General features: G+C 56.1%; 28 protein-coding genes and 1 other RNA gene. 13 read left to right on the top strand and 16 right to left on the bottom strand.

Going from position 1 to position 25,167, the window contains the following annotated elements:
* Both dsbC and xerD read right to left on the bottom strand, forming a co-directional pair.
* A partial coding sequence (gene dsbC / locus GS12_RS05300) for a bifunctional protein-disulfide isomerase/oxidoreductase DsbC (RefSeq protein WP_034944601.1) occupies positions 1-599 on the bottom strand: 599 nt, incomplete at its 3' end.
* A 36-nt stretch (positions 600-635) separates the two neighbouring features.
* Positions 636-1,529 (bottom strand): site-specific tyrosine recombinase XerD, encoded by an 894-nt coding sequence (xerD, locus tag GS12_RS05305; protein WP_034916765.1) that lies wholly within the window; start codon positions 1,527-1,529, stop codon positions 636-638.
* Positions 1,530-1,612: 83 nt separating this feature from the next.
* Here xerD and fldB point away from each other — a divergent pair, with 83 nt between their 5' ends.
* The gene (gene fldB, locus GS12_RS05310) at positions 1,613-2,143 is read left to right on the top strand and encodes a flavodoxin FldB (protein WP_034916766.1); all 531 of its coding nucleotides are present in this window, start codon (positions 1,613-1,615) and stop codon (positions 2,141-2,143) included.
* A 1-nt stretch (position 2,144) separates the two neighbouring features.
* Here fldB and GS12_RS05315 read toward each other — a convergent pair whose 3' ends face one another.
* The gene (locus GS12_RS05315) at positions 2,145-2,552 is read right to left on the bottom strand and encodes a protein YgfX (protein ID WP_034916769.1); all 408 of its coding nucleotides are present in this window, start codon (positions 2,550-2,552) and stop codon (positions 2,145-2,147) included.
* Positions 2,533-2,799 carry an FAD assembly factor SdhE gene (gene sdhE, locus GS12_RS05320; protein WP_034916771.1) on the bottom strand — a complete coding sequence of 89 codons (267 nt, stop codon included), beginning with the start codon at positions 2,797-2,799 and terminating at the stop codon, positions 2,533-2,535. The genes GS12_RS05315 and sdhE overlap by 20 nt, the downstream gene beginning before the upstream one ends.
* 218 nt (positions 2,800-3,017) lie before the next feature.
* On the opposite strand from sdhE, the gene ygfZ reads away from it, so the two are divergent.
* Positions 3,018-4,001, top strand: coding sequence for a tRNA-modifying protein YgfZ (gene ygfZ / locus GS12_RS05325; protein ID WP_034944604.1), 984 nt, complete (start codon positions 3,018-3,020; stop codon positions 3,999-4,001).
* A gap of 29 nt (positions 4,002-4,030) precedes the next feature.
* On the opposite strand, the gene trhA is transcribed toward ygfZ, so the two are convergent.
* Positions 4,031-4,684 (bottom strand): PAQR family membrane homeostasis protein TrhA, encoded by a 654-nt coding sequence (gene trhA, locus GS12_RS05330; protein ID WP_034944607.1) that lies wholly within the window; start codon positions 4,682-4,684, stop codon positions 4,031-4,033.
* Between the two features lie 248 nt (positions 4,685-4,932).
* Between trhA and GS12_RS05335 the strand changes: the two genes are divergently transcribed.
* Positions 4,933-5,538, top strand: coding sequence for an HD domain-containing protein (locus GS12_RS05335; protein WP_034944608.1), 606 nt, complete (start codon positions 4,933-4,935; stop codon positions 5,536-5,538).
* Between the two features lie 151 nt (positions 5,539-5,689).
* On the opposite strand, the gene GS12_RS05340 is transcribed toward GS12_RS05335, so the two are convergent.
* The 4 genes from GS12_RS05340 to gcvT all read right to left on the bottom strand — a co-directional run bounded on the left by GS12_RS05340 (position 5,690) and on the right by gcvT (position 10,982).
* A complete protein-coding gene (locus GS12_RS05340; RefSeq protein ID WP_034944610.1) occupies positions 5,690-6,433 on the bottom strand; it encodes an SDR family oxidoreductase in 744 nt (247 codons plus the stop codon).
* 50 nt (positions 6,434-6,483) lie between these two features.
* Positions 6,484-9,369, bottom strand: coding sequence for an aminomethyl-transferring glycine dehydrogenase (gcvP, locus tag GS12_RS05345; RefSeq protein ID WP_034944612.1), 2,886 nt, complete (start codon positions 9,367-9,369; stop codon positions 6,484-6,486).
* A 74-nt stretch (positions 9,370-9,443) separates the two neighbouring features.
* On the bottom strand, positions 9,444-9,830 hold the full coding sequence (gene gcvH / locus GS12_RS05350; protein WP_034944615.1) for a glycine cleavage system protein GcvH: 387 nt from the start codon (positions 9,828-9,830) through the stop codon (positions 9,444-9,446).
* A gap of 57 nt (positions 9,831-9,887) precedes the next feature.
* The gene (gcvT, locus tag GS12_RS05355) at positions 9,888-10,982 is read right to left on the bottom strand and encodes a glycine cleavage system aminomethyltransferase GcvT (RefSeq protein ID WP_034916783.1); all 1,095 of its coding nucleotides are present in this window, start codon (positions 10,980-10,982) and stop codon (positions 9,888-9,890) included.
* A gap of 412 nt (positions 10,983-11,394) precedes the next feature.
* Here gcvT and GS12_RS22920 point away from each other — a divergent pair, with 412 nt between their 5' ends.
* The 5 genes from GS12_RS22920 to GS12_RS22940 all read left to right on the top strand — a co-directional run bounded on the left by GS12_RS22920 (position 11,395) and on the right by GS12_RS22940 (position 14,072).
* On the top strand, positions 11,395-12,282 hold the full coding sequence (locus GS12_RS22920; RefSeq protein WP_052118357.1) for a hypothetical protein: 888 nt from the start codon (positions 11,395-11,397) through the stop codon (positions 12,280-12,282).
* Positions 12,283-12,302: 20 nt separating this feature from the next.
* A complete protein-coding gene (locus GS12_RS22925; protein ID WP_052118358.1) occupies positions 12,303-12,677 on the top strand; it encodes a hypothetical protein in 375 nt (124 codons plus the stop codon).
* Between the two features lie 108 nt (positions 12,678-12,785).
* Positions 12,786-12,914, top strand: coding sequence for a hypothetical protein (locus GS12_RS25110; RefSeq protein ID WP_268747350.1), 129 nt, complete (start codon positions 12,786-12,788; stop codon positions 12,912-12,914).
* A 9-nt stretch (positions 12,915-12,923) separates the two neighbouring features.
* Positions 12,924-13,388: a hypothetical protein gene (locus GS12_RS22930; RefSeq protein WP_052118359.1), complete on the top strand. Its 465-nt coding sequence runs from the start codon at positions 12,924-12,926 to the stop codon at positions 13,386-13,388.
* Between the two features lie 246 nt (positions 13,389-13,634).
* Positions 13,635-14,072 (top strand): hypothetical protein, encoded by a 438-nt coding sequence (locus GS12_RS22940; RefSeq protein ID WP_152601357.1) that lies wholly within the window; start codon positions 13,635-13,637, stop codon positions 14,070-14,072.
* Positions 14,073-14,076: 4 nt separating this feature from the next.
* On the opposite strand, the gene ubiI is transcribed toward GS12_RS22940, so the two are convergent.
* From ubiI to GS12_RS05390, 4 genes are read right to left on the bottom strand one after another with little or no spacing between them, the layout of a single operon-like run.
* Positions 14,077-15,279, bottom strand: coding sequence for an FAD-dependent 2-octaprenylphenol hydroxylase (gene ubiI, locus GS12_RS05375; RefSeq protein WP_034944620.1), 1,203 nt, complete (start codon positions 15,277-15,279; stop codon positions 14,077-14,079).
* Between the two features lie 11 nt (positions 15,280-15,290).
* Positions 15,291-16,469, bottom strand: a complete 1,179-nt coding sequence (gene ubiH / locus GS12_RS05380; protein WP_034944623.1) for a 2-octaprenyl-6-methoxyphenyl hydroxylase — start codon at positions 16,467-16,469, stop codon at positions 15,291-15,293.
* Positions 16,466-17,776 carry a Xaa-Pro aminopeptidase gene (gene pepP / locus GS12_RS05385; RefSeq protein WP_034944626.1) on the bottom strand — a complete coding sequence of 437 codons (1,311 nt, stop codon included), beginning with the start codon at positions 17,774-17,776 and terminating at the stop codon, positions 16,466-16,468. Before pepP ends, ubiH begins: the two co-directional genes overlap by 4 nt.
* A 31-nt stretch (positions 17,777-17,807) precedes the next feature.
* Positions 17,808-18,389 carry a YecA/YgfB family protein gene (locus GS12_RS05390; RefSeq protein WP_034944629.1) on the bottom strand — a complete coding sequence of 194 codons (582 nt, stop codon included), beginning with the start codon at positions 18,387-18,389 and terminating at the stop codon, positions 17,808-17,810.
* 170 nt (positions 18,390-18,559) lie between these two features.
* Between GS12_RS05390 and zapA the strand changes: the two genes are divergently transcribed.
* The 4 genes from zapA to GS12_RS05405 all read left to right on the top strand — a co-directional run bounded on the left by zapA (position 18,560) and on the right by GS12_RS05405 (position 20,994).
* Positions 18,560-18,889 (top strand): cell division protein ZapA, encoded by a 330-nt coding sequence (gene zapA, locus GS12_RS05395; protein ID WP_034916792.1) that lies wholly within the window; start codon positions 18,560-18,562, stop codon positions 18,887-18,889.
* Between the two features lie 42 nt (positions 18,890-18,931).
* A non-coding RNA gene (ssrS, locus tag GS12_RS23205) (6S RNA) lies at positions 18,932-19,115 on the top strand.
* A 235-nt stretch (positions 19,116-19,350) separates the two neighbouring features.
* A complete protein-coding gene (locus GS12_RS05400; protein ID WP_034944632.1) occupies positions 19,351-20,244 on the top strand; it encodes an SDR family oxidoreductase in 894 nt (297 codons plus the stop codon).
* Between the two features lie 147 nt (positions 20,245-20,391).
* Positions 20,392-20,994 carry a 5-formyltetrahydrofolate cyclo-ligase gene (locus tag GS12_RS05405; protein ID WP_034944635.1) on the top strand — a complete coding sequence of 201 codons (603 nt, stop codon included), beginning with the start codon at positions 20,392-20,394 and terminating at the stop codon, positions 20,992-20,994.
* 60 nt (positions 20,995-21,054) lie between these two features.
* Here GS12_RS05405 and serA read toward each other — a convergent pair whose 3' ends face one another.
* Both serA and rpiA read right to left on the bottom strand, forming a co-directional pair.
* Entirely contained in the window at positions 21,055-22,290 is a 1,236-nt protein-coding gene (gene serA / locus GS12_RS05410; RefSeq protein ID WP_034944638.1) for a phosphoglycerate dehydrogenase, read from the bottom strand.
* Between the two features lie 316 nt (positions 22,291-22,606).
* Entirely contained in the window at positions 22,607-23,266 is a 660-nt protein-coding gene (gene rpiA / locus GS12_RS05415; protein WP_034944641.1) for a ribose-5-phosphate isomerase RpiA, read from the bottom strand.
* A gap of 205 nt (positions 23,267-23,471) precedes the next feature.
* Between rpiA and GS12_RS05420 the strand changes: the two genes are divergently transcribed.
* Positions 23,472-24,368: a LysR family transcriptional regulator ArgP gene (locus GS12_RS05420; RefSeq protein ID WP_034916802.1), complete on the top strand. Its 897-nt coding sequence runs from the start codon at positions 23,472-23,474 to the stop codon at positions 24,366-24,368.
* 41 nt (positions 24,369-24,409) lie between these two features.
* Here the strand turns inward: GS12_RS05420 and GS12_RS05425 are convergent, their stop codons facing one another.
* Positions 24,410-25,135 carry an oxidative stress defense protein gene (locus GS12_RS05425; protein ID WP_034916803.1) on the bottom strand — a complete coding sequence of 242 codons (726 nt, stop codon included), beginning with the start codon at positions 25,133-25,135 and terminating at the stop codon, positions 24,410-24,412.
* Positions 25,136-25,167 lie beyond the last annotated feature (32 nt).

Genomic DNA, 25,167 nt, shown 5'->3' on the forward strand with positions numbered 1-25,167 from the left:
ATACCGTACAGGACCCCCAGCTTGTAATGTTTCGAGAGATCGATTTTGCAATCCACCGGTGAAACCGCCTCGCCCTTCATGGCGGCATCAAACGCTTTGCGCCGATCGGCGGTGCACCAGATGGAGGTCATCTCTTTCGCAACCTGTCCGGTCATCCCCTCACGCGGAAACGCCAGATAACGGACAGTGATGCCGAGCGCGTTGTAGTCGGCCATTTCGCTGTGCAGCTTGCGGCAGTAGCCGCAGGTGATATCGGTAAAGACCGTAATCACATGCTGCTCTTTCGGCGCTTTATACACGATCATCTCGCTGCTCAGCGCATCCACTTTTTTCTCCAACAGCTTGTTGGTGACGTTAACCGGCTGTTTGCCGCTGACGTCGTAAAGTGGCCCCTGAATAAACTGTTTACCGTCTTCGGTAACGTAGAGCACGCCGCTTTCGGTCAGTACGGTTTTCATGCCCGGCAGCGGCGAAGGCTGAATTTCCGTCTGCGACAGCCCCAGTTTTTTCAGAGCCTGCTGGATGGCCGCATCGTCAGCGTGCGCAATACCGCTGACGGCGGTGATTAACAGGGGCAGTAGCAGGTGACGCTTTTTCATTTCATATCCTTATAGCCGCATCTCCTGGCCGTATCTTCAGGCGCGCGGATGATGCTGTTGATGTAGCTGTCGCAGCCGCTCGGTGGCGACGTGCGTATAAATTTGGGTGGTCGACAGATCGCTGTGCCCCAAAAGCATCTGTACGACACGCAAATCGGCACCGTGGTTCAGAAGATGGGTGGCGAAAGCGTGGCGCAGCACGTGAGGAGAGAGCTTTTCGCTGTCGATGCCTGCCAGTGTGGCGTAATGTTTTATTCGATGCCAGAAAGTTTGCCGCGTCATTTGTTGCGCGCGATTGCTGGGAAAAAGCACATCAATGGTTTGCCCGTTCAGCAGCCAGGGACGACCATATTCAATGTACTGCTCCAGCCAGTGACGTGCCTCTTCGCCCATTGGCACCAGACGCTCTTTATTGCCCTTGCCGATAACTCTGACCACGCCCTGCCGCAGGCTGACGTTATTCAGCGTCAGGCTGACCAGCTCGGTGACGCGCAGGCCGGTGGCGTACAACAGCTCCAACATCGCTTTGTCGCGCAGCTCGATGGGCTGCTCGGTGCCAGGTGCCTGCAACAGCCGGCCAATTTGCGCCTCGCTGAGATCTTTCGGCAGCCGCTGTGGCAGTTTAGGCGCGGAAAGTAGCGCGCTGGGATCGTCATCGCGCAGTTTCTCGCGATAAAGATATTGAAACAGTCGTCGCATGGCGCTGAGCAGGCGCGCTGAGCTGGTGGCTTTATAGCCGCCCTCAAGTCGCTCTGCCAGAAACTGCTGAAGATCGGCAGCTTCTGCACGCAGTAAACCGGTGCCGTGATGCGCCATCCACGCCGTCAGCGAGGCGAGGTCAAGGCGATAGGCGCTGACGGTATTTTCCGCCAGGTTACGCTCTATCCATAGCGCATCCAGAAACTGTTCGATGAGCTCGCTGTCCTGCACGTGTTGCCCCTTACTTTACCGGCATCGGCGTCAATTCTGATATAATCCGCGCCATTGCATCAAGTGAATTGAGTTTATTGCGTATGAATATCGGTCTTTTTTATGGTTCCAGCACCTGCTATACCGAAATGGCTGCGGAGAAGATCCGCGATTTTATCGGCGACGATCTCGTTACGCTGCACAATCTTAAAGACGACTCTCCCCGCCTGATGGAGCAGTATGACATGCTGATCCTCGGTATTCCCACCTGGGACTTCGGCGAGCTTCAGGAGGACTGGGAGGCGATCTGGACCGACCTTCCCACGCTCAACCTGAGCGGCAAAGTGGTGGCGCTTTACGGCATGGGCGACCAGGCGGAATACAGCGAGTGGTTTCTCGACGCGCTGGGTATGCTGCATGATGTGCTGGCCCCCCTGGGCGTGAAACGTGTCGGCTACTGGCCGAACGAAGGCTATGAGTTCACCAGCACAAAGCCTCTGACCGCCGATGGCAAACAGTTCTTCGGCCTCGCGCTGGACGATATCAATCAGTTTGAAGAGACCGACGAGCGCATCGCGCAGTGGTGCGAGCAGATCCTCACCGAAATGGCCGCGTCACTCCAGGGCTCACGTTAGATTAAGCCGCGTCAGCTGTGCTGAGCAGAAGCTGCCGTAACTGCCGCCATGCCGCTTCATCCATGCTGTCTTTCATCAGCCAGAGCTGTTCCTGCTCGCCCTTTGGCGAGCGCAGCGCCAGTAAGATGGCCTGTCGGGTTATCCACGGGCGCCCGTGGATGCGCCAGCGCTGTTGACGCCAGTAAAGCTGCCGCTCTTCCAACAGCGCGATATCGCCCTCGCGGCTACGAATACGACGCTGGCTGCGAACGCACTCAAATACCACCAGCGTCAACAGCACCACCCACACCACCGTTAAGCTGGCCGGCCACGGAGCGAGCAGCAACGCCAGCATCGCAATGCCATGCAGTAGCAGAGAAATCCATTGCGCCAGCCAGGAAACCCGCAGATCAAAGTGCCACAGGGCCACGCTGCTTGTTTCGCTGCTGGATCAGGTTAATCATGCGCTTCAGCTCGGCATCAGCCGGTTCGCCGTGGTTCATCAGCCAGTTGAACAGATCGGGATCGTCGCTCTCCAGCAGACGAACAAACACCTGTTTATCGTTTTCGCTGAGCGAATCATATTCATACTCGAAAAAAGGCATGATGGAGATGTCGAGTTCGCGCATCCCCCGACGGCAGGCCCACTGAACCCGCGCTTTATTGTTAATATCCATTTATTATCGCCTGTGACTCAAAGATGGCCGCTAGTGTAGCGCTTTTTATCAGCGAAGTTGATGGCCGACATATCGTCTTTCGTCGTGTGCCGCAAAGTACCTGCGCCCGTTGCAGTGCTATCACGCGTTTTGTGCGCCATTTTCAGGAAACGGGTTGCAAAGACGGACGGCTCTTTTAACATGAGTAGCAGGGTGTATCTTATTATCAGGACGGAATCATGCCGATTTTTTCTTTTCCCCCACGCCAGCCCGCCGCATCGGCACGTCTGCCGCTTACCTTGATTTCACTGGAAGCGTGGGGCGTGGTTAACGTATCCGGCGCGGATCGCGTCAGCTATCTTCAGGGCCAGGTCACGCTGGATGTCGCAGCCCTTGCGGCCAACGATCACCGTCTGGCGGCGCACTGCGATGCCAAAGGCAAAATGTGGAGCAATCTGCGCCTGTTTCATCGCGCTGGCGAACTCGCCTACGTCGAGCGCCGCAGCCTGCGCGACAATCAGATTGCCGAACTGAAGAAGTATGCGATTTTCGCCAAAGTCGCCATTGAGGCCGATGACGAGGCAGTTTTGCTGGGCGTGGCGGGCCTTCAATGCCGTGGCGCACTGGCAAACGTTTTTGCGCAACTGCCGGACGCAGAAAATCCTGTGGTTGCGCAGGATGACACCACGCTGCTGTGGTTTTCCGCACCTGCCGAGCGTTTCCTGCTGGTGACCACCGCTGAAAAAGCGCAGGCGTTGCGTGAAGCCCTTGGCGATCAGGCGCAGCTGAGCGACAGCGCGCAGTGGCTGGCACTGGATATCGAAGCGGGCCTGCCGGTGATTGACGCGGAAACCAGCGCGCAGCTGATCCCACAGGCGACGAATTTACAGGCGCTGGACGCCATCAGTTTTAAAAAAGGCTGCTATACCGGCCAGGAAATGGTGGCGCGCGCTAAGTTTCGCGGCGCAAACAAACGCGCGCTTTACTGGCTGGCGGGTGCGGCAGGTCAGGTACCCGCTGCCAACAGCGCGCTGGAGATGAAGATGGGTGAGAACTGGCGGCGAACCGGCATCATTCTTGGCGCCTGCCAGTTGGATAACGGCGACGTCTGGGTGCAGGCAGTGCTGAATAATGACCTGGAGCCGGATAGCGTGCTGCGCGTGCAGGGCGACGAAGGCGGCAGGCTGGCTATTCAGCCTTTGCCGTATTCGTTGGCGGAATAGCCAGTCGACGGGGCCGGCAGGTCCCGTCTTTACATAACGTAGAGATAGATAGCCAGGAAGTGACAGACGCTGCCGCCAAGCACGAACCCATGCCAGATAGCATGGTTATAGGGAATGCGGTTTGCAACGTAAAAAATGACGCCGAGCGAGTAGATGACGCCGCCCGCAATCAGTAACCCGATCCCGCCGGGTGGAAGCTTCACGGCCAACTGATAAATAACGATCAGCGAAAGCCATCCCATCAGCAGATATGTAGTCACCGAGAGCGCTTCGAAGCGGTGTATAAAGGCCAGCTTAAACAGGATTCCCATCAGCGCCAGTCCCCAAATCACCACCATTAACCCATGAGCGAGCGGAGATTTCAGCCCTACCAGTAAAAATGGCGTGTAGGTGCCCGCAATCAGCACATAAATGGCGCAATGGTCGATCTTTTTTAACCAGGTTTTGGCACGCGGCCAGGGAAGCGCATGGTAAAGCGTTGATGCCAGAAACAGCAGGATCATGCTGCCGCCATAGAGGCTGTAGCTGGTTATTGCGATGACATCGGCCTGCGAGGCCATCGCCTGCGTTAACAGAAGCACTAACCCCACAATGCCAAAAATGAAGCCGATTCCGTGGCTGATGCTGTTGGCAATTTCTTCGGCCACCGAATAGCCCTGGATCAGTAAAGATTTTTCAGCCATGAAGAGTAGTCTCAATGTTGTCGGGCGTTTGGATGGCGGCGCGCCGCCAGTGAATTTCATCTGCCGCAATACGACGACCGACATGCCCAAAAACTGAGCGAAATCAGAGTAACTGAGAATGATTCCAGTGTACACCTGTACGCTTAAATAAACTGTGTAATCCTGTAACACACTTTCTTAAATGAAATGTGCAAACGTTTGCCTTACACTAATGCCAAATTTTTTCCGCATGGAAATGCGAGGTAAACATGTCAGAAGTATCCGTCAACGACTTTGGGGCAATGAGTGACGTTGTGGCTTTTCTTATGGAGCTGGATAAGCTGAAACGCGTTGAGCGCCGTACCCGTCTGATTGGCAATTCACGTCACGAGAATTCCGCAGAGCACAGCTGGCATCTCGCAGTATCCGCGATGAGCATGGCCCAATACTACGATGCGCAAATGGACACCGCGCGCGCGGTTCAAATGGCGCTGCTACATGATGTTGTTGAAATCGACGCAGGCGACGTACTGGTGTATGACCTGGCGGCGCGGGAAGCGATTCATCAACAGGAACGGGCTGCCGCCGATCGTATTTTCGGCCTGCTTCCCACCGCGCTGGCTGACAATTTTCGTGCGCTGTGGGACGAATATGAAAACAACGAGACCGCTGAAGCCCGCTTCGCCAATATGCTGGACCGCGCGCTGCCTATCATGCTCAATCTGCATAATCAGGGGCAAAGCTGGATAGAAAACGGCATCCGGCTGGAGCAGGTGCTGGCACGCAATGCCGCGCTGGCAGAGCAGTGGCCGTCGCTGTGGAGTCATCTGCACTATCATCTGGAACAGGCGCATAAAAAGGGATGGCTGCTGTAGCGCTGACGACCGGCGCAGTCGATGTGGCCGCGCCGTCCTGTCGGCAGGAGAGGCTGTACCAGGGAGCAAGCGCCCGATGTCAGTCAGGATTAAAACCCGCCCTGCCCCGCGCAGTATCACATTCTGGAAGGTTTGAGCGTATATAAAACGATCATCTCCCGCCCGTCGCATCAATTATTGTGCCGGTGAGATAGGAGGCTGCATCGCTCAGCAACCAAAAAATTACCTGAGCAATTTCTTCCGGTTGCCCCCCTCTGCGCATTGGAACCGAAGGCGTAATACGTTCGCCCCGATTTGGCTCCCCGCCATCGGCGTGTATTTCTGTATGGATAAAGCCGGGACGTACGCCATTCACGCGGATACCCAGCTGCGCCAGTTCAAGCGACAGCCCTTTCGTTAACGTATCCATCGCGCCTTTTGAGGCAGCGTAGTCAACATACTCGTTTGGCGCGCCAAAACGCGCGGCAGCAGAAGAGACATTAACGATAGCGCCGCCCTGCCCGCCATGATGAAATCCCATTCTTTTTATGGCTTCACGGCAGCAAAGAAAGGTGCCGGTGACATTTGTGGCGAATACGCGATTAATACGCTCAGCGGTAAGATCCTCCACGCTGCACTGTTTGAAAAGCACGCCAACGTTATTGACTAACGCATGCAGCTGCGCGCCTTGCGCGTCGAGGTAATTGAACATTGCCATCACCTGCTCTTCATCAGCAATATCAGCCTGAACGGCAAAGGCCTTACCACCCTGCTGCTGAATGGCGGCGACAACCTCATTCGCCGCATCTTCACGATGGCGGTAGTTGACCGCAACCTGATACCCCTTTTCCGCCAGCAGTAATGCCGTTGCCCGGCCTATCCCCCGGCTGCTCCCCGTGACCAGCGCTGTTTTCATGCTCGCCTTCCGGTATAAAAAAGGACACAGCGTGTCCTTTAACAGTTAAGTTAACGCAGAGCCTGGTCGTATTCGCTCATGGGCACGCAGGAGCAGAACAGATTGCGATCGCCGTATACGTCGTCAAGACGCTTCACGGTCGGCCAGTATTTGTTCTCGCTGCCCGCCGGGAAGACCGCCAGCTCGCGCGTGTACGGATGAGACCACTCGCCGATAACTTCGATTTGGGTATGTGGCGCATTGACCAGCGGGTTATCTTCTGCCGGCCATTCGCCTGCCGCCACGCGGTCAATCTCCATACGGATAGCCAGCATCGCATCAATAAAGCGATCCAATTCAATTTTGCTTTCGGACTCCGTCGGCTCCACCATCAGCGTTCCCGCCACCGGGAAGGACATGGTCGGCGCATGGAAGCCATAATCGATCAGGCGCTTGGCGATATCCAGCTCGCTGATGCCGGTCTGCTCTTTGAGCGGACGAATATCCAGAATACACTCATGCGCCACGCGGCCGTCGCGGCCGGTGTAGAGCACTGGATAGGCTGATTGCAGACGCGTCGCGATATAGTTGGCGTTCAGAATGGCGACCGAGCTGGCCTGCTTCAGACCTTCCGCGCCCATCATGCGGATATACATCCAGCTGATAGGCAGAATCGATGCGCTGCCAAACGGCGCAGCAGAAACCGCGCCCTGCTGCGTCAGCACGCCATCAATCTGCACCACGCTGTGGCCCGGCACGAACGGCGCCAGATGCGCCTTCACGCCAATTGGCCCCATGCCAGGGCCGCCGCCGCCGTGCGGGATACAGAAGGTTTTATGCAGGTTGAGGTGAGAAACGTCCGCGCCAATGTAGCCCGGCGTGGTGATCCCCACCTGCGCGTTCATGTTTGCCCCATCCAGGTAAACCTGTCCGCCGTACTGATGAACGATTTGACAGACTTCGCGAATGGTTTCCTCGTAGACGCCGTGGGTTGAAGGATAGGTCACCATAATGCAGGAGAGCGCGTCGCCCGTCTGCTCCGCCTTAGCGCGCAGATCGTGCAGATCGATATTTCCCTGCTTGTCGCAGGCCACCACCACCACCGACATTCCGGCCATTTGTGCCGAGGCTGGATTCGTGCCGTGCGCGGAGCTGGGGATCAGACAGACAGTGCGGCCGCCTTCGTTGCGGCTTTCATGGTAGCGGCGGATCGCCAGCAGCCCGGCATATTCGCCCTGCGCGCCGGAGTTAGGCTGCATACAGAGCGCGTCGTAGCCGGTCAGTTGCACCAGCCACTGTGAAAGCTGGCCGATCATGTGCAGATAGCCGGTGGCCTGATCCGCCGGACAGAACGGATGCAGTTCAGCAAATTCCGGCCAGGTAATCGGGATCATCTCTGCCGCCGCATTAAGCTTCATGGTGCAGGAACCAAGCGGGATCATCGCCTGATTCAGCGCCAAATCTTTACGCTCAAGGCTGTGCATATAGCGCATCATCTCCGTTTCGCTGTGATAGCGATTGAAGACCGGATGCGTCAGGATCGGTGTCTGGCGGCGCATCGCGTCAGAAAGCGACGCGCTGTGTGCGGTTACGCTGGCGTCAAGCGCATTAATATCCAAACCATGCTGCTCGCCGAGCAGGATGGAAAACAGCGCGGCGACGTCTTCGCGCGTAGTGGTTTCATCCAGCGTAATGCCCACCGCGTGATGAATATCAGTACGCAGGTTCACGCCAAAGCTCAACGCGCGATCCAGCACTGCCGCCTTATCGGCCACCTCAACGGTCAGCGTATCAAACCAGGTGCTGTGCCGCAGGGTCAGGCCGCCTTTTTCCAGGCCTGCCGCAAGAATATCGGTCAGGCGATGAATGCGCGAAGCGATACGCTGAAGGCCTGCCGGGCCGTGAAACACGGCGTAGAGGCTGGCGATATTCGCCAGCAGCACCTGTGAAGTACAGATGTTCGAGTTGGCCTTTTCGCGACGGATATGCTGTTCACGCGTCTGCATCGCCATGCGCAGCGCGGTGTTGCCTGCCGCATCGCGGGAGACGCCGATGATGCGTCCTGGCATGGAGCGTTTGTGTTCATCGCGCGCGGCGAAGAAGGCCGCGTGCGGGCCGCCGTAGCCCATCGGCACGCCGAAGCGCTGCGCCGAGCCGAAAACGATATCCGCCCCGATCTTGCCCGGCGCCTGAAGCAGCACCAGCGCCATAAAATCTGCCGCCACGCTGACGATAACCTTGCGGTTGTTCAGTTCGGCAATGAGATCGGTGTAATCATGCGCTTCGCCGGTGGTGCCAACCTGTTGCATCAGCACACCAAAGATGTCCTGATGATCCAGCACTTTTTCCGCTTTATCGACCAGCACCTCAAAGCCGAAGGTTTCGGCGCGGGTGCGCACCACGTCAAGCGTCTGCGGATGAACGTCCGCGGCCACAAAGAAGCGGTTGGCCGCTTTTAACTTGCTGATGCGTTTTGCCATGGCCATGGCCTCGGCCGCCGCGGTGGCTTCGTCCAGCAGCGAGGCGGAAGCAATATCAAGCCCGGTTAAATCCAGCGTGACCTGCTGGAAGTTGAGCAGCGCTTCAAGCCGTCCCTGAGACACCTCCGGCTGATAAGGCGTGTAGGCGGTATACCAGCCCGGGTTTTCCAGCATGTTGCGCAGAATAACCGGCGGCGTCAGCACCGGCGTATAGCCCATGCCGATAAAGGATTTATAACGCAGGTTCTGCCCGGCAATCGCCTTCAGTTCGGCCAGCGCCTGATGCTCGGTGAGCGCGTCGCCCACCGCCGGCGGGCTGGGCAGCTGGATGTCAGCCGGTACGATCGAAGCAATAAGTTCGGAGAGCGAGCTGGCGCCCGTGGCGTTCAACATTGCCGCCTGCTGCTCCTGTGACGGGCCGATATGGCGTTCGATAAACGCGCCGTTGTGTTCAAGCTGGCTGAGTGTCTGCGTCATTAGCGGTAAATCCTGAATCGGGCAAAAAATTGAATTCAGGCGCGGCAGCGCGCCGCCCCTGAAAAGAGATGAGATTACTCGTCGATGCTGGCTTTGTAGGCGTCCGCATCCATCAGCGCACCGAGTTCGCTCTCGTCGCTGGCCTTGATCTTAAACAGCCAGCCTTCGGCGTAAGGGGCGCTGTTGACCAGCTCCGGCTCACCGTCGAGCGCGCTGTTGACCTCAACGATTTCGCCACTGAGCGGCGCGTAAATATCCGATGCGGCCTTTACCGACTCGGCCACGGCGCAGTCGTCGCCCTGACTGTAGGTATTGCCGACGTCAGGCAGATCGACAAACACCATATCGCCAAGCAGCTCCTGCGCGTGCTCGGTGATCCCCACGGTATAGCTGCCGTCGGCCTCTTTACGCACCCATTCGTGACTGTCACGGTATTTCAGTTCATTTGGCACATTGCTCATCGCCACGCTCTCCTGATTATTATGTGTCGGGCCGCACGGCCCGCTTAACAGAAAATATTATGCGACCGGTTTACCGGCGCGGACAAAGACGGGTTTGGTCACCCTGACCGGCATTTCACGATTGCGGATCTGCACAATCGCCTGCTCGCCGATACCGGCAGGCACGCGGGCCAGCGCAATACTACAGCCCAGCGTGGGCGAGAATGAGCCGCTGGTGATCACGCCTTCCTGAACGTTGCCCGCCGCATCGGTGAAGCGCACCGGCAGTTCATTGCGCAGCACGCCTTTTTCGGTCATGACCAGGCCCACAAGCTGCTGCGTACCCTGTTCGCGCTGCGCTTCAAGCGCCTCGCGTCCGATAAAATCGCGGTCGGCAGGCTGCCACGCAATCGTCCAGCCCATATTTGCCGCCAGCGGCGAGACGCCTTCGTCCATCTCCTGACCGTATAAATTCATGCCCGATTCAAGACGCAGCGTATCGCGCGCGCCAAGGCCCGCTGGCTTGACGCCTGCCTCAACCAGCGCCTGCCAGAATTCAGCGGCCTGTTCATCAGGTAAGGCGATTTCATAACCTGCCTCACCGGTATAGCCCGTGGTCGCGATAAACAGTTCACCGGCCTGCACGCCAAAAAACGGTTTCATACCGGCTACTGCCTGGCGCTGCGCCGCGTCAAACAGCGACTGTGCTTTCGCCTGTGCGTTCGGCCCCTGTACGGCAATCAGCGACAAATCGTCGCGCTCCGTCAGCGTTACGCCATAACCCTGCGCGTGCTGGCTAATCCAGGCGAGATCTTTTTCCCGCGTGGCAGAGTTAACCACCAGACGAAAATAGTCCTCGGTCATAAAGTAAACAATCAGATCGTCAATCACGCCAGCAGAAGCGTTCAGCATGGCGGTATAAAGCGCCTTACCTGGCTGAGTCAGTTTGGCCACGTCGTTGGCGAGCAGGTAACGCAGGAAGTCGCGCGTGCGTGCGCCGCGCAGGTCAATAATGGTCATATGCGATACATCAAACATGCCGGCGTCGGTGCGCACCGCATGATGCTCATCCATCTGAGAACCGTAGTGCAGCGGCATCATCCAGCCATGAAAATCCACCATGCGCGCGCCGCAGGCGTGATGCTGTTCGAACAAAGGCGTCTGCTGAGTCATATCATTCCCATATTTAATGGCGTTTTGTGGCGTTCGCGCCGGGCGAATAACAGCATGCGCAAACGATACCCTTGCTCAGACGTTATCACTGAACGCGTCGATTAACCATAAGTGAAACGAGGTCAAGATGGCTTATACGGCGCGGTCGGGCGCAAAGATTTTCCAGCATTTCAGGCTAAGAAAAAGCGCAATACCCCACAGATATCGCATAAAACTGCGCAGAAAGCAGAATGAACGTCGTTATCTGGCAGGAATCAAACACATTCAGGCGGCGAAAAAAACGCTTATCCATGAAAAAAAATAATGCGAAGCGGCGGGTAAAATTAGTTTATTTCAACCTGTCGCTGTTTCAGGGAACCATAAATGCGCTGCGGCCACTTAATGGCCAAATGGGATTGAGACAGAGCAATTAATGCAGATTAAATCTACACAACAGACGCTTGCCTTGCATAAGGCGGTTGAACAGCACGATACGGAAAAAATACGTGAGCTACGTTCTGAAGGGCATAAAACCGTTCATTTGAATGACGAGAAACAGTCACCGATAGATCTGTTGGCGCGGCGTCGATCCATCGACACCGGTCTGCGTGAGAAGATGCATGGCGCACTGATGTCCTCTCTTAACCCGACCGCGCCTGAAGGTTACACCAAACCGGAGGCGCTGCACGGCTCACCGTGGGGATTTGAGATCCTCGCTGCCGGCGCACTTAAAGGCGGCGTTAATGACGCAAAAGGCGGCTCGGCCTCGCTTGAAGGGCAGGTGTTTTTTTCAGATCGCACGCCGGAAAAGTCAGATGATGCCACCACCCGACTCAATTTAAGGAGTAAAGCGCGCATCTATTCGCAAGGTGAAGGAATGCATACCAGTAACCCTGTTGCACGCGCTTTTCAGCATCGAATGGCGCAGGAGATAAGGCATCACCTTGCAAGCGGTAAAGCACTGACGACAACCAACAAGTTGTTCACCCTTGATGTTCAAAATGAGCATACTCCCGAGCAGGCAACTGCCTTATGGTTACAAAGTAAACTTACCGGCTCACGTATTAATATTATCCAGCAATCGGAGAATGCCTCACTTGCGGGCAGCGCAAAACTACTGGACGTCCCTGAGCCTTTTAATCTCAAATTCAATGACGTTAGCCAGCAGTCTTTCAGTGGTGAAGCGCTGAAACAGCTTGTTGACCGTGGGGCAGAAACCCTTCAGCAGCAGCTCGAAGCCGGTAAAGCGCCTTTATTAGGCATGATTAACAACGGGAAAATTGTCCCCATGGTTTTCGGCTCAGCAGGATCGATGACCTGAAAAGCCATTCGATTCCGACCTTGTTCGGAAACAATAGTAAAAATTTCAGTTATCAAAGTGAAAACCACCCGCTGAGCGGTTCCGATAAGGGCGGAAAGCTGAAAGAGATTGAGCTCAGAAGCCTTCAGGATTTCGCCACCCTGAACCTGGCATGCCTGGCAAAAGGCGTGCAGATCCCTTCCGGCACGTTGATCAGACTGAATCCCACACCGCGCGAAAAACAGGATAACAATCTGAAAGCGCGATATTTAAATCCTCAGCAGAGTGCTGGATTTCAGCAAAAGCTCGCCGCCATGCTGAAAGACGAAAACATTGAAATACAGGGTGCCAGCCTGACGGATCTTCAGCGCATTAATCAGGATTTGCGCGGCAGAGATCTTGCCGTGCTGCTGTAACTCGCGCCGGAAACTTCCTGCAACATCACATGCTGACGCTTTTAGAATGATTTTGTTAAAAAACTTCCCGGACGCACGTAATGTATTAAATTAAAAAGGTTTTAAAAAATGCAGATCAAATCCTCGCCGCATAATCTGGCGCTGCATGAGGCAGTGAAAGAGCATGACGTTGGAAAAATTCGCCAGCTACGATCCGAAGGTCATAAAGCCCATCATCTGGATGAAGAGTTGCAGTAGCCTGTCGATTTGCTGGCGCGCCGCCGCTCTATCGATCAACAGCTTCGCGAGAACATGCACAGCGCCCTGCTCGCTTCACAAAATCCTACGGCGCCAAAAGGTTATACCAAGCCCGAAGCGCTGCACGGTTCACCCTGGGGCTTTGAGATCCTCGCTTCCGGCGAACTGAAAGGCGGCGTAAATGATACGAAAGGCGGCTGGGCTTCTCTTGAAGGGCAGGTTTTTTTCTCCGATCGCACCCAGGGTAAAACTGACGATCTCACCACCCGCAAAGACCTGAGAAGTAAAGCGCGCGACTATTCAGAAGGGAAAGGTATTCATAGCAGCAGTCCTTATTCGCGCGCTTTTCAGCATCGAATGACGCAGGCGCTTGACCATCATTTTGCCAGCGGCAAAGCGCTTAACGCCACTGGCGATGCTGACATAGTAGAAATGGAAGAAGGGCACACGATGGAGCAAAGCGCGACGCTGTAGTTGCAAAATTTCCTGAAAGAATTCCGCAGCGACGATCCAAAAAAAATCGATGCTGAACCATTTGAAAGTAAAGCGGAACTGATGAAGTTCCCGGAATCTCTTGATTTTAAGCTGAACGGACGAAGCCTGCACACCATAAGCGGCGACGCGTTAAAACAATTGGTTGCACAGGCAAATAAAACGCTCCAGCAGTAGCTTGAAGACGGAAAGGCGCCGTTGTTAGGCATGGTCAATAACGGCAAAATTGTGCCGATGGTGTTTGGTTTCGGTAAAATCGACGACTTAAAAAATCACACCGTACCTGTGCTGACGCGCGGCAATGGCGTAAGAAATTTCAGCTACCAAACTGAGAATCATCCACTCGGCGGCTCAGCGAAAGGTGGAAAGCTGAAAGAAATTGAACTGTGTAATTTGCAGGATTTAGCCACCCTGAGCCTCACTTGCATGGCAAAAGGCGTGAAGATCCCGGCAGACACGCTGATCAGAATTAATCCCACGCCGAGGGAAAAAAGGAATGATAATCTTAGAGCGCGCTACCTTGATCCTCAACAGCTTGATGGATTTCAGCAAAAGCTCGTGGCCACGCTGAAAGAGAATAATCATGAGATCCAGAATGCCAGCCTGAAGGACTTGCAGCAATTCAATCAGGATTTACGCAATATGGATCTCAACGCGCTGTTGTAACGTCTCAGCGCAGCCACTCGGGCATATCGTTCAGGCCCATCGCCTGCTTAAGCAGGCGCGGCTTCACGCCGGGGAGCTTGTCCGCCAGGCTCAAGCCCACATCGCGCAGCAGCTTTTTCGCCGGATGATTGCCGTTGAACAGCTCACGGAAACCCTGCATGCATGCCAGCATCATTGCCGCACTGTGCTTGCGGCTGCGTTCGTAACGGCGCAGATTGAGATGCTCCCCAATGTCTTTGCCCTGCTGATGCAAACGACGAATTTCGCCAATCAGCCCGGCAGCATCCATAAAACCCAGGTTTACGCCCTGTCCCGCCAGCGGATGAATGGTATGTGCCGCATCGCCCACCAGCGCCAGGCGATGGGCAGCAAAGCTGCGTGCATAGCGCCCCATCAGCGGAAAGGTTTTTCGCTCGCCTTCCACCCGGCACAGGCCGAGCCGCAGATCGAACGCCACCGAGAGCTGCTGATTAAACAATGCTTCTGGCATTGACTGTAGCCGCGATGCCTCCTGCGGCGAAAGAGACCAGACGATTGAGCAGAGGTGCGGATCGCTGAGCGGCAGGAATGCCAGTATCCCTTCGCCGTGGAAAACCTGCCGCGCCACCGCCTCGTGCGGCTGCTCGCAACGAATGTTCGCTACCAGCGCGTGGTGCCCGTAGTCCCAGAAAGCCAGAGGAATGTCGGCCTTGTTGCGCAGCCATGAGTGAGCGCCGTCAGCACCAACCAGTAATCTGGCGCTCATCATCGTACCGTCTGCGAGGGTAACGAATGCTTCGTTATCGCCAAACGCCACCTGTTGAAGCTCGGCGGGTGACACCAGCGTGACGTCGCTCAGTCCGCTGGCCCGATCCCACAGCGCCTGATGGATCACTGCGTTTTCAATGATGTGGCCCAGGTGCGCCAGGCTTTGCTGCCGTTGGTCAAATTCAATGCGGCCAAAGCTGTCTTTATCCCATACTTCCATGCCGTGATAAGCGCTCGCCCGCACGGCCAGAATCTGCGTCCAGACGTCAAGATGCTGGAGAAGCCGTTCGCTGGCGGCATTTATTGCAGAAACCCGCAGCGCATGCGGCGCATCAGCGGCAGTGGCGACCGGCGCCTCGCGCTCCAGCACGGCAATCTTCAATCCGCTGCCTTGCAGACCACAGGCAACCGCGAGGCCGACCATCCCACCACCGGCAATAATGACATCATAAGTTTGCATTTCAGCTCTCCTTAACGCTCAACCCAGCCTAACGTGCGCTCGGCCAGCAAATTTCGCACCAGCGGGATGGAATCCATTGCCAGCAACCCAAGATTACGCCCTGCCACCAGCGGCGTGTAACGATTGGCAAAAATTCTGACCAGCGTATCGGTAATGCCGATGGTGGTTTCGGCATCCGGCTGGCGACGCTGCTGGTACTGGTGCAGCACCGTAAAGCTTCCCGCGTCCTGTCCAGCGCGCCAGGCGGCGGCGAGCGTTTCCGCCAGCGTCATCACATCGCGCAGCCCGAGGTTAAAGCCCTGTCCGGCGATAGGATGCAGCGTTTGCGCCGCATTCCCCACCAGCGCCAGTCGATGAGAGACATGGTGCGCGGCAGCCTGAAGCTGAAGAGGATAGCTTTGCCGCTGACCCACCTGGGTAAAGCGGCCGAGCCGCCAGCCAAAGGCGCGCTGAAGTTCAGAGAGAAAGTGTGTATCGCTCCATCCATCGACCTGCGCTTTATCAGCCAGCGGATGACACCACACCAGCGAACTGCGTCCTGCCGACATCGGCAACAGCGCCAGCGGGCCGTGTTCGGTAAAGCGCTCCCATGCTCTTCCCCGATGCGGCTGCTGCGAGGAAACATTCGCAATAACGGCCACCTGCTGATAATCGTTTTTCTGCCACTGAACGCCACAGGCGCGGGCAACGTCAGAATGGGAGCCGTCTGCCGCCACCAGCAGCCTGCCTTCAAGCGTTTCGCCGGTATCCAGCGTCACGCTGACGCTGGCCTGCTGACGATCTACCGTCGCCACTTTTGCCGGGCAGCACAGCCGCACGCCTGGCGCTTTTTTCAACAACGCGTAGAGGCGCTGCCCGATGTCGTGCAGCTCCACTACCTGACCGAGCGCCGGAATGTGGTAGTCGGCGGCGTTGAGAGAGACAAAGCCGGCATGGCCGCGATCGCTGACGTGAACGTGCGTAATGGCTGTTGCGCATAATTTCAGCGCTGGCCAGAGATTAATTGCCGCAAGTTGACGGCAGGTACCTTCCGCCAGCGCAATGGCCCGGCCGTCGTAACCGGGATGCGTGCGGGTTTCCGGTTCGCTGGCTTCCACCAGCGTCACCGCAAGCTGCCCCTGCGTGAGGTGGGAGATGGCCAGTGCCAGCGTGGCCCCCGCCATGCCTCCGCCTGCAATAATGATGCTCATCGCGCCGCCGCCATCAGTGCTTCGATTTCATCCGCATCCTTCACCACGCTGTCGGTCAGGTTCTCATTACCCTCGGCGGTAATAATGATGTCGTCTTCAATACGAATGCCGATGCCGCGATACTCAACGGGCACGTCGGCATCCGGCGCAATGTAAAGCCCCGGTTCAACGGTTATCACCATACCAGGCTCCAGCGGGCGATCGCGATCGTTGCCGTAGCGGCCAACGTCATGCACGTCCAGCCCAAGCCAGTGGCTCAGTCCATGCATAAAAAACTGGCGGTGCGCCTGCGCGGCAACGAGTTCGTCCACCTCACCTTTCAGCACGCCCAGGCTGACCAGACCACCCACCATGATCTCAACAACCTTCGCGTTAACTTCACGAATGCTGGTGCCGGGGCGGAACAGCGTGAGCGCCGTATTCAGTGATTCCAGCACGATGTCGTAGATTGCGCGCTGCGGCGCAGTGAATTTACCGCTGACCGGGAAAGTGCGGGTAATATCGCCCGCATAACCCTGATATTCGCAGCCGGCATCAATAAGCACCAAGTCACCTTCCTGCATCTGGCTCTCATTTTCGGTATAGTGAAGGATGCAGCCGTTCTCACCCGCGCCAACAATGGTGTTATAGGCCGGGAAGCGCGCGCCATGCCGGGTAAACACGTGATGAATTTCGCCTTCGAGCTGATATTCGAACATGCCGGGACGGCAGCGCTCCATCGCCCGCATATGCGCCAGCGCGCTGATACGTCCGGCCTCACGCATAACGGCCTGCTCCTCCGGCGATTTGAACAGACGCATTTCGTGCACCCAGGGGCGCCAGTCGGTCAGCGTGGCGGGCGCGGTAAGATTCTGACGCGCGCCGCGACGAAGCGCCTCCAGCGCGTCAAAAACCAGCGTATCGGCAGCGGCGTAAAGACCTTGCGCGTGATAAACCACGTCGAGGCCATTCAGCAACAGCGGCAGTTGTTCGGCGATATCATCCCACGGCAGCGCACGATCGACGGATAACTTTTTCGGTGCGGCGTCCTGTCCCAGACGACGGCCAAACCAGGTTTCGGCTGCCGGATCGCGTACACGGTTAAACAGTACGCTGTGGTTATGCGAGTCATCGCTTTTAATCAGCAGCAGCGCCGCTTCCGGCTCGTTAAAACCGGTGAAGTACCAAAAGTCGCTGTTCTGACGATAGGGGTATTCGCTGTCATTGCTGCGGGTCGCTTCCGGCGCGGCAAAAATGACCGCTGCACTTGCCGGCGCCATTTTCGCCAGCAGTGCCTGACGGCGTTGCACAAACTCTTGCTGAGTCATCTGCTTCTCCTGAATGCATTCATCCGGCGTCTTAATGCAGCGTCGGTTTCGTTTCCGGCGCCATTGGCCCTGGCGTTTGGCGAGTAAAGGTGTCATGGCACAGCAGCGCCGCCACTCGAACATACTCGATAACTTCCTCCAGCGACTGTTCCAGCTCGTCCTGATCTTCCTCTTCATCGTAGCCCAGTTGCGCGATGGTTCTCAGGTCGTCAATCGCTTCGCCGGTTTCGCCGGTAACCTTGTCAAGCTTAGGTTGAGAAAGGCCCAGACCGAGCAGAAAATGATTTACCCAGCCGGCCAGTGCGTCGGCGCGATCGAACACGCTGATGTCGTCGTCGTCCGGCAGATACAGCTGGAACAGAAAGCCCTCGTCTTCCAGCGTGTCATTGATGCCCTGATAGAGCTGTTGCAACGGGCGCGACAGCGACTGCGAGAACGCCATGCCGTCGTTGGTAAGATCGTGTACCCGCGTTTGCCAGCTGCTGTCGTTATTGCCGCCGCAAACCATCCCACTGATAAGGCCATGCATTTCAGCGGGCGTCATGCCGACGCCCTGCTGCGTAAGTGCTGAAGCCAGCGTGTCGTAGCCCGGCATGATGTTTGATAGTGACATACGTTTTGGTCGTCGTTGGCTGGATGAGTTCGTGTTATGCTACCACCAGGTGCCTCAACGATTCCAGAAAGGGGTTGTTTCTTCTGTAAGGCGTGGTTTATAGTGGCGCCCCTCTCAACCCGTTGAGCGGTATAGAGATTAGCGGCGCAGTAATCAGTCAGGATGGTGGCATGTCTGCACAACCCGTAGATATTCAAATTTTTGGCCGGTCTTTAAGAGTAAATTGTCCGCCTGAACAGCAAGATGCGCTGAAGATGGCTGCCGAGGATCTTGATCAGCGGTTGCAAGATTTAAAAGTTCGCACTAGAGTCACGAATACCGAGCAGTTAGTTTTTATCGCTGCACTGAACATCTGTCATGAACTGGCGCAGGAAAAAACAAAAACCCGCGATTACGCCAGCAACATGGAGCAGCGCATCAGAATGCTGCAACAGACCATTGAACAGGCGCTGCTTGAGCAGGGTCGTATCACAGAACGTAGCGGTCCGAAGTTCGAATAACACCTTTGCGTCTGCTGTGCTACAGTGACGGTAAGGAAACAAATTTCTCTGAGATGTTTGCAAGCGGGCCAGTCCCCTGAGCCGATATTTCATACCAACAGAGTGTGGCGCTCTGTGACCTGTGTGTATGCCCGGTCCGTCCGGGAAACCTGATGGTTGCGACGGCACATTCACCTTGAACCAAGGGTTCAAGGGTTACAGCCTGCGGCGGCATCTCGGAGATTCCCTTCTTTTTCCCTCCCTTAATACTTCACACGCTCTCTGTAAAGAGTTTTCTCGCCGACCGGATGGGTTAAACCCTCTCTGTGCTTGCGATATGCCTCCCGTTAAAGAAGCCACTGAGATCGCTTTGAGACGCCTCGTTTCGATAAGCTGTTAGTTTTTATACTACGATAACAACACTACTTTTATAATTACCCCGTTGCGGCAGACTACCAGTGACCTTTCACTGGAGACACTTTATGCGCGTATTTCTTACCGGAGCGACCGGTTTTATCGGATCGCACATCCTTCCTGAACTACTGGCCGCCGGACACCAGGTTATTGGTATGACTCGCTCTGACGCAGGGGCGCAATCCCTGAAAGCAGCGGGCGCGGAAGCCTTCTTTGGCACGCTTGAAGATCCACAAAGCTTACACGACGCCGCCAGCCGCGCTGATGCCGTTATCCATACGGCATTTGATCACAACTTCGCCCGCTTCGTGGAGAACTGCGAAAAAGACGGGCGGGTAATTGAGGCGCTGGGAGAGGCACTGAGAAACTCAGATCGCCCGCTGATTATTACCTCTGCCGTCGGCATAGGCGATGCCGGACAGGGTCAGCCCGCCACAGAGGATATCTTCAATGCAAACCATCCTAATCCACGTATTATTTCAGAAGCGACAGGCAACAGGCTGCTTGAAGCAGGCGTGAACGTACAGGCGGTTCGTCTGCCGCAGGTGCACAATACGGTTAAACAGGGGCTGATCTCGCCTTTCGTAGAAATGACGCGTGAGAAAGGACGCTCGGCCTGGGTTGGCGAGGGCACTAACTGCTGGTCAGCCGCTCACGTCCTCGATGTGGCGAAACTCTACGCGCTGGTGCTCGAAAAGGGCCAGAAAGGCGCGCGTTATCATGCGGTTGATGAAGAAGGCGTGCCTGCGCGCGATATTGCTGAGGTTGTTGGCGCAGGGCTGGGCGTTCCCGCGGTGTCCCTCTCTCCTGAAGAGGCCCAGCAGCATTTCGGCTGGTTAGCGCGTTTTATGGTCATGGATCTCCGTGCTTCAAGTACCTGGACACGTCAACAGCTTGGCTGGCAGCCCACCGGCCCACGGCTGCTGGACGATCTTCGGGCAATGGATTACCACTCCTCATAACAATATAAATGCTCATCAGGATGCGGTCGTTCTGTACCGGCGCCCGCATCCTGCTGATGAGCGCGTCTTTCAATACCCGGGATTTCACCCGCACCGCGCAATGTGGCAGAATCATACGCACCCATTCTCACAAATCAGTGGTAAGCCGTGAATCTGACCCTGTACGACCGACAGGATATCCGCACGCATATTCGCCATTTGCGGCGGGCGCTGACGCCTGAACAGCAACGAATTGCTGCTGAGCGCGCAGCCGGGCGCGCGCTCAGCTTTTCGCCTGTCGGGCAGGCCAGCAGCATTGCGCTGTTTTTGTCTTTTGATGGCGAGCTGAATACGCGGCCGCTTATCGAACGGCTCTGGCAGCAAAACAAACGGGTTTATTTACCGGTGCTCCATCCCTTCTCTGCCGGGCAGCTGCTGTTTATCCGCTACGAAGCCGACACGCCGCTGTTGCCGAATCGCCTGCGCATTCCTGAACCGAAACTGGATATTCGCCGGATGGCGACGCTTGAGGAGCTGGACGTGATAATGGTGCCGCTGGTCGCGTTTGATGAACAGGGGCAGCGCCTTGGCATGGGTGGTGGCTTTTACGATCGCACGCTGCAAAACTGGCGCCAGCATAACGTGCTACCGGTTGGGCTGGCGCACGACTGCCAGCAGGTAGCGGCGCTGCCAACAGCGGAGTGGGACGTGCCTTTACCAGCGCTGGTTACGCCATCAAAAATCTGGCAGTGGCCTGGCGAACAGCACTGACTATTTTTGCATTAAAAAGAGAGCCGCACTGCGGCTCTTTTTTTATTCAACGCTGCGCAATCAGTAAAGCAGGCGGGCGCGAATAGTGCCGGGGATCAATTTCATCAGTTGAAGAGCCGTATTGGCAACCTCATGCGGCGCATCAATATCAATGACCACATAACCCATCTGCGGCGTGGTTTGCAGGTACTGCGCGGCGATGTTGATGCCCTGCTCAGCAAAGATCTTGTTGATAGCGGTCAGCACGCCGGGACGGTTCTCATGGATGTGCAGCAGGCGGCTCTGGTCGCCATGCATCGGCAGGGAAACTTCCGGGAAATTAACGGCGGAGAGCGTCGAGCCGTTGTCGGAGTATTTCGCCAGCTTGCCAGCGACTTCAACACCGATATTCTCCTGTGCCTCCTGCGTCGATCCGCCAATGTGCGGCGTCAGAATAACGTTATCGAACTCGCAAAGCGGCGAATTAAACGGATCGCTGTTGGTGGCAGGCTCTTCCGGGAAAACGTCAATGGCGGCGCCGGAGAGGTGCTTGTCTGCCAGCACCTTGCACAGCGCCGGGATGTCCACCACCGTACCGCGTGAGGCGTTGATCAACATCGCGCCTGGCTTCATCAATGCCAGCTCTTCCGGGCCGATCATATTCTGCGTGGACGGCGTTTCCGGCACGTGCAGGCTCACGATATCGCTCATATTCAACAGATCGGAGAGATGACGAACCTGCGTGGCGTTGCCAAGCGGCAGCTTGTTTTCAATATCGTAAAAGAAAACGTGCATGCCCAGGCTTTCGGCCAGCACGCCAAGCTGCATACCGATATGGCCATAGCCAATAATGCCAAGCTTTTTACCGCGCGCCTCGTAGGAGCCAACGGCCAGTTTGTTCCAGACGCCGCGGTGCGCCTTTGCATTCGCTGCCGGTACGCCACGCAGCATCAGCAGAAGCTCGCCGATAACCAGTTCGGCAACGGATCGGGTATTGGAAAAAGGGGCATTAAACACCGGGATCCCACGCGTGGCTGCCGCGTTAAGATCGACCTGGTTGGTGCCGATGCAGAAGCAGCCCACCGCCACCAGTTTTTCAGCCGCCGCGAAGATCTCTTCGGTTAAATGGGTGCGCGATCGAATGCCGATAAAATGCGCGTCGCGGACGGATGCTTTCAGCGCTTCGCTATCGAGCGCTCCCTTGTGGAATTCGATATTGGTATAGCCAGATGCGCGCAGGTTATCGATTGCGCTCTGATGCACGCCCTCAACCAGCAGAAACTTAATCTTGTCTTTCTCCAGTGATACTTTTGCCATTATCCGACCCTATTTAGAAGACTTCAGAAGGAACCAGTCGCTCGTTATGTATTCAGAGCATAAGCCAGTCTTCTGTCAAAATAACAAAATTTACGCCTGCGGCAATACAAACGATTACGGTTATCACAGTGCGACCGACGAACGCTCCGGCGCAATTCAACAGATAATCATGATGCAGCAGCGGTCATCAGCGGGATCGACGTTCAGCGCAGGTTTATGTGACATAAGTCACTAAATATGGCCTGAAAAATAAATGTCATATTTTCAGATAAAGCGGCGCCGCCGCGCCGCTTTATAAGATCGTTTTTCTATCGTTCTATCGTTCTATCGTTTTTACGCCATCCGGGCTGCCGATCAGCGCAATGTCTGCGCCGCGCGTGGCGAAAAGCCCGACGGTCACGACGCCTGGCAGCGCGTTAATGGCTTTCTCCAGCGCGACGGCGTCCAGGATCGAGAGATTGTGCACATCCAGAATGATATTGCCGTTATCGGTCACCACCTGTTGCCGGTATTCCGGCAGGCCGCCCAGCTTTACCAGCTCACGCGCGACGAAACTGCGTGCCATGGGGATCACCTCAACCGGCAGCGGAAATTTGCCCAGAACGTCCACCTGTTTAGACGCATCGGCAATGCAGATGAACCTGTCGGCGACGGCGGCAATGATTTTTTCCCGCGTCAGCGCCGCGCCGCCGCCTTTTATCATCTGCATGGCGCCGTTGATCTCGTCGGCGCCGTCAACGTAGATCGCCAGCGAATCCACCTCGTTTAAGTCTAAAACCGGTATGCCCAGTGATTTCAGCTTTTGCGTGGAGGCCTCAGAGCTGGAAACGGCGCCGTCGATCTGATGCCTGATCGAGCCAAGCGCGTCGATAAAGTGCGCAGCGGTCGAACCCGTGCCTACACCAACGATGGTGCCTGGCTGTACGTATTTAAGCGCGGCCCAGCCAACCGCCTTTTTCAGTTCATCCTGCGTCATAATATGTTCAAAATCCGTGCTGTCCTTTGATGCGCGCTAGTATAAAACAAACCCAAACGAAAACGCTGCTTTACTCCGCCCTTTATTAATACTCTGGAAGCCAGCCCACAAAGCGACTGTCGCATAAAGTCGTTGTTACACAGGGCAAAGTGACAAAAATATGGCATAGTGCGAATTCACCACCAGACAGAGAGTTGAACTGACCATGAAACGCCCGGATTATCGAACGCTTCAGGCGCTGGACGCCGTGATCCGCGAGAGAGGCTTTGAACGCGCCGCGCAGAAGCTGTGTATCACCCAATCCGCCGTTTCACAGCGCATTAAGCAGTTGGAAAATATGTTTGGTCAGCCGTTGCTGGTACGCACCGTGCCGCCGAGACCGACGGAACAGGGGCAAAAACTGCTGGCGTTGCTGCATCAGGTTGAACTGCTTGAAGAGGAGTGGCTGGGCGATGAAATAAGCGGCACCACGCCGCTGCTGCTGTCGCTGGCGGTAAACGCCGACAGTCTGGCCACCTGGCTGCTGCCCGCCCTGAAAAACGTCCTGACGGACTCGCCGGTGCGCCTCAACCTTCAGGTAGAAGATGAGAGTCGCACTCAGGAGCGGCTGCGTCGGGGCGAAGTGGTCGGCGCGGTCAGTATTCAACCTCAGCCGCTGCCGAGCTGCCTGGTGGATCGGCTGGGCGCGCTGGACTATCTCTTTGTCGGTTCTAAACCCTTTGCCGAACGCTATTTTCCCAACGGCGTAACCCGTTCTGCCCTGCTGAAAGCGCCTGCCGTCGCCTTCGACCACCTGGATGACATGCACCAGGCGTTTTTACAGCAGAACTTCGATCTGTCGCCGGGCAGCGTGCCCTGCCATATCGTTAATTCGTCGGAAGCCTTTGTTCAGCTTGCTCGGCAGGGCACCACCTGCTGCATGATCCCGCATTTGCAGATTGAGCGCGAACTGGCGGAAGGTGAACTGATCGACCTGACGCCGGGGCTGTTTCAGCGTCGGATGCTGTACTGGCACCGCTTTGCGCCGGAGAGTCGTCTGATGCGTAAAGTGACTGATGCGCTGATTGCGCACGGTCATCGCGTTTTGCGGCAGGATGGATAGCGGGAAAAAGGCCGCCGCGCAGGCGGCCTGAGGCGAATCAGTTACTGATTACGCTGAAGCTCGAATACCACATCAACCTGATCGTCGAAGTGAATGCTCTGCTGCTCATAGGTTTGTGAGGCGGAGGTTGCGGAAACTGCATCTGCCGCTTTAAACATCCGCGCCATTGGCATTGGCTGATAGTTTGCAACGTGATAACGCACGCTGTAAACCGCGCCAAGCTTGGCGTTGAAGCCCTTAGCCAGCTCGCCCGCCTGGTGCGTGGCGTTCTCAATTGCCGCCTGACGCGCCTTATCACGATACTGGTCGGGGTTAGCCACGCCCAGTTCGACAGAGCGGATCTCATTCAGGCCCGACTTCAGCGCGCCGTCCAGCAGCTCATTGAGTTTATCCAGTTGACGCAGCGTCACCTGCACCTGACGCACGGCACGATAGCCCTTCAGCACCGATTTACCGTCCTTCAAATAGTCATATTCCGGCTGCGTCCGCAGATTTGCCGCGTTAATATCTTTCTTCTCGATACCATTTTTTTGCAAAAAATCAAAATATTGCGCAACGCGATCGTCTGCCTGTTTTTTGGCTTCCGAGGCATCTTTTGATGATACGCTGACTTCAATAGCGAGGGTGGCGATATCTGGCGTCGCCTCAACGCTTGACTGGCCGGAGGTGACCACGTGTGGGCCATTGGGTAGCTCGTCCGCGAGCGTTGAAAATGGCAGCACGGCGGCGCCAATCATAGCGGCTAAAGCCAGCACTTTTACTTTCACGACTGTCCTCCTCGAAGGAAAAATGATCATTG

Origin of the sequence: Erwinia oleae, assembly GCF_000770305.1 — a bacterium.
In the GTDB taxonomy this organism is placed as follows: Bacteria; Pseudomonadota; Gammaproteobacteria; order Enterobacterales; family Enterobacteriaceae; genus Erwinia; species Erwinia oleae.

What these genes read in the sequence shown, in the direction of transcription:
- fldB (WP_034916766.1), top strand. Translation starts at nt 1,613, where the DNA reads ATGAATATCGGTCTTTTTTATGGTTCCAGCACCTGCTATACCGAAATG.
- sdhE (WP_034916771.1), bottom strand. Translation starts at nt 2,799, where the DNA reads ATGGATATTAACAATAAAGCGCGGGTTCAGTGGGCCTGCCGTCGGGGG.
- ygfZ (WP_034944604.1), top strand. Translation starts at nt 3,018, where the DNA reads ATGCCGATTTTTTCTTTTCCCCCACGCCAGCCCGCCGCATCGGCACGT.
- trhA (WP_034944607.1), bottom strand. Translation starts at nt 4,684, where the DNA reads ATGGCTGAAAAATCTTTACTGATCCAGGGCTATTCGGTGGCCGAAGAA.
- GS12_RS05335 (WP_034944608.1), top strand. Translation starts at nt 4,933, where the DNA reads ATGTCAGAAGTATCCGTCAACGACTTTGGGGCAATGAGTGACGTTGTG.
- GS12_RS05340 (WP_034944610.1), bottom strand. Translation starts at nt 6,433, where the DNA reads ATGAAAACAGCGCTGGTCACGGGGAGCAGCCGGGGGATAGGCCGGGCA.
- gcvP (WP_034944612.1), bottom strand. Translation starts at nt 9,369, where the DNA reads ATGACGCAGACACTCAGCCAGCTTGAACACAACGGCGCGTTTATCGAA.
- gcvH (WP_034944615.1), bottom strand. Translation starts at nt 9,830, where the DNA reads ATGAGCAATGTGCCAAATGAACTGAAATACCGTGACAGTCACGAATGG.
- gcvT (WP_034916783.1), bottom strand. Translation starts at nt 10,982, where the DNA reads ATGACTCAGCAGACGCCTTTGTTCGAACAGCATCACGCCTGCGGCGCG.
- GS12_RS22920 (WP_052118357.1), top strand. Translation starts at nt 11,395, where the DNA reads ATGCAGATTAAATCTACACAACAGACGCTTGCCTTGCATAAGGCGGTT.
- GS12_RS25110 (WP_268747350.1), top strand. Translation starts at nt 12,786, where the DNA reads ATGCAGATCAAATCCTCGCCGCATAATCTGGCGCTGCATGAGGCAGTG.
- ubiI (WP_034944620.1), bottom strand. Translation starts at nt 15,279, where the DNA reads ATGCAAACTTATGATGTCATTATTGCCGGTGGTGGGATGGTCGGCCTC.
- ubiH (WP_034944623.1), bottom strand. Translation starts at nt 16,469, where the DNA reads ATGAGCATCATTATTGCAGGCGGAGGCATGGCGGGGGCCACGCTGGCA.
- pepP (WP_034944626.1), bottom strand. Translation starts at nt 17,776, where the DNA reads ATGACTCAGCAAGAGTTTGTGCAACGCCGTCAGGCACTGCTGGCGAAA.
- GS12_RS05390 (WP_034944629.1), bottom strand. Translation starts at nt 18,389, where the DNA reads ATGTCACTATCAAACATCATGCCGGGCTACGACACGCTGGCTTCAGCA.
- zapA (WP_034916792.1), top strand. Translation starts at nt 18,560, where the DNA reads ATGTCTGCACAACCCGTAGATATTCAAATTTTTGGCCGGTCTTTAAGA.
- GS12_RS05400 (WP_034944632.1), top strand. Translation starts at nt 19,351, where the DNA reads ATGCGCGTATTTCTTACCGGAGCGACCGGTTTTATCGGATCGCACATC.
- serA (WP_034944638.1), bottom strand. Translation starts at nt 22,290, where the DNA reads ATGGCAAAAGTATCACTGGAGAAAGACAAGATTAAGTTTCTGCTGGTT.
- rpiA (WP_034944641.1), bottom strand. Translation starts at nt 23,266, where the DNA reads ATGACGCAGGATGAACTGAAAAAGGCGGTTGGCTGGGCCGCGCTTAAA.
- GS12_RS05420 (WP_034916802.1), top strand. Translation starts at nt 23,472, where the DNA reads ATGAAACGCCCGGATTATCGAACGCTTCAGGCGCTGGACGCCGTGATC.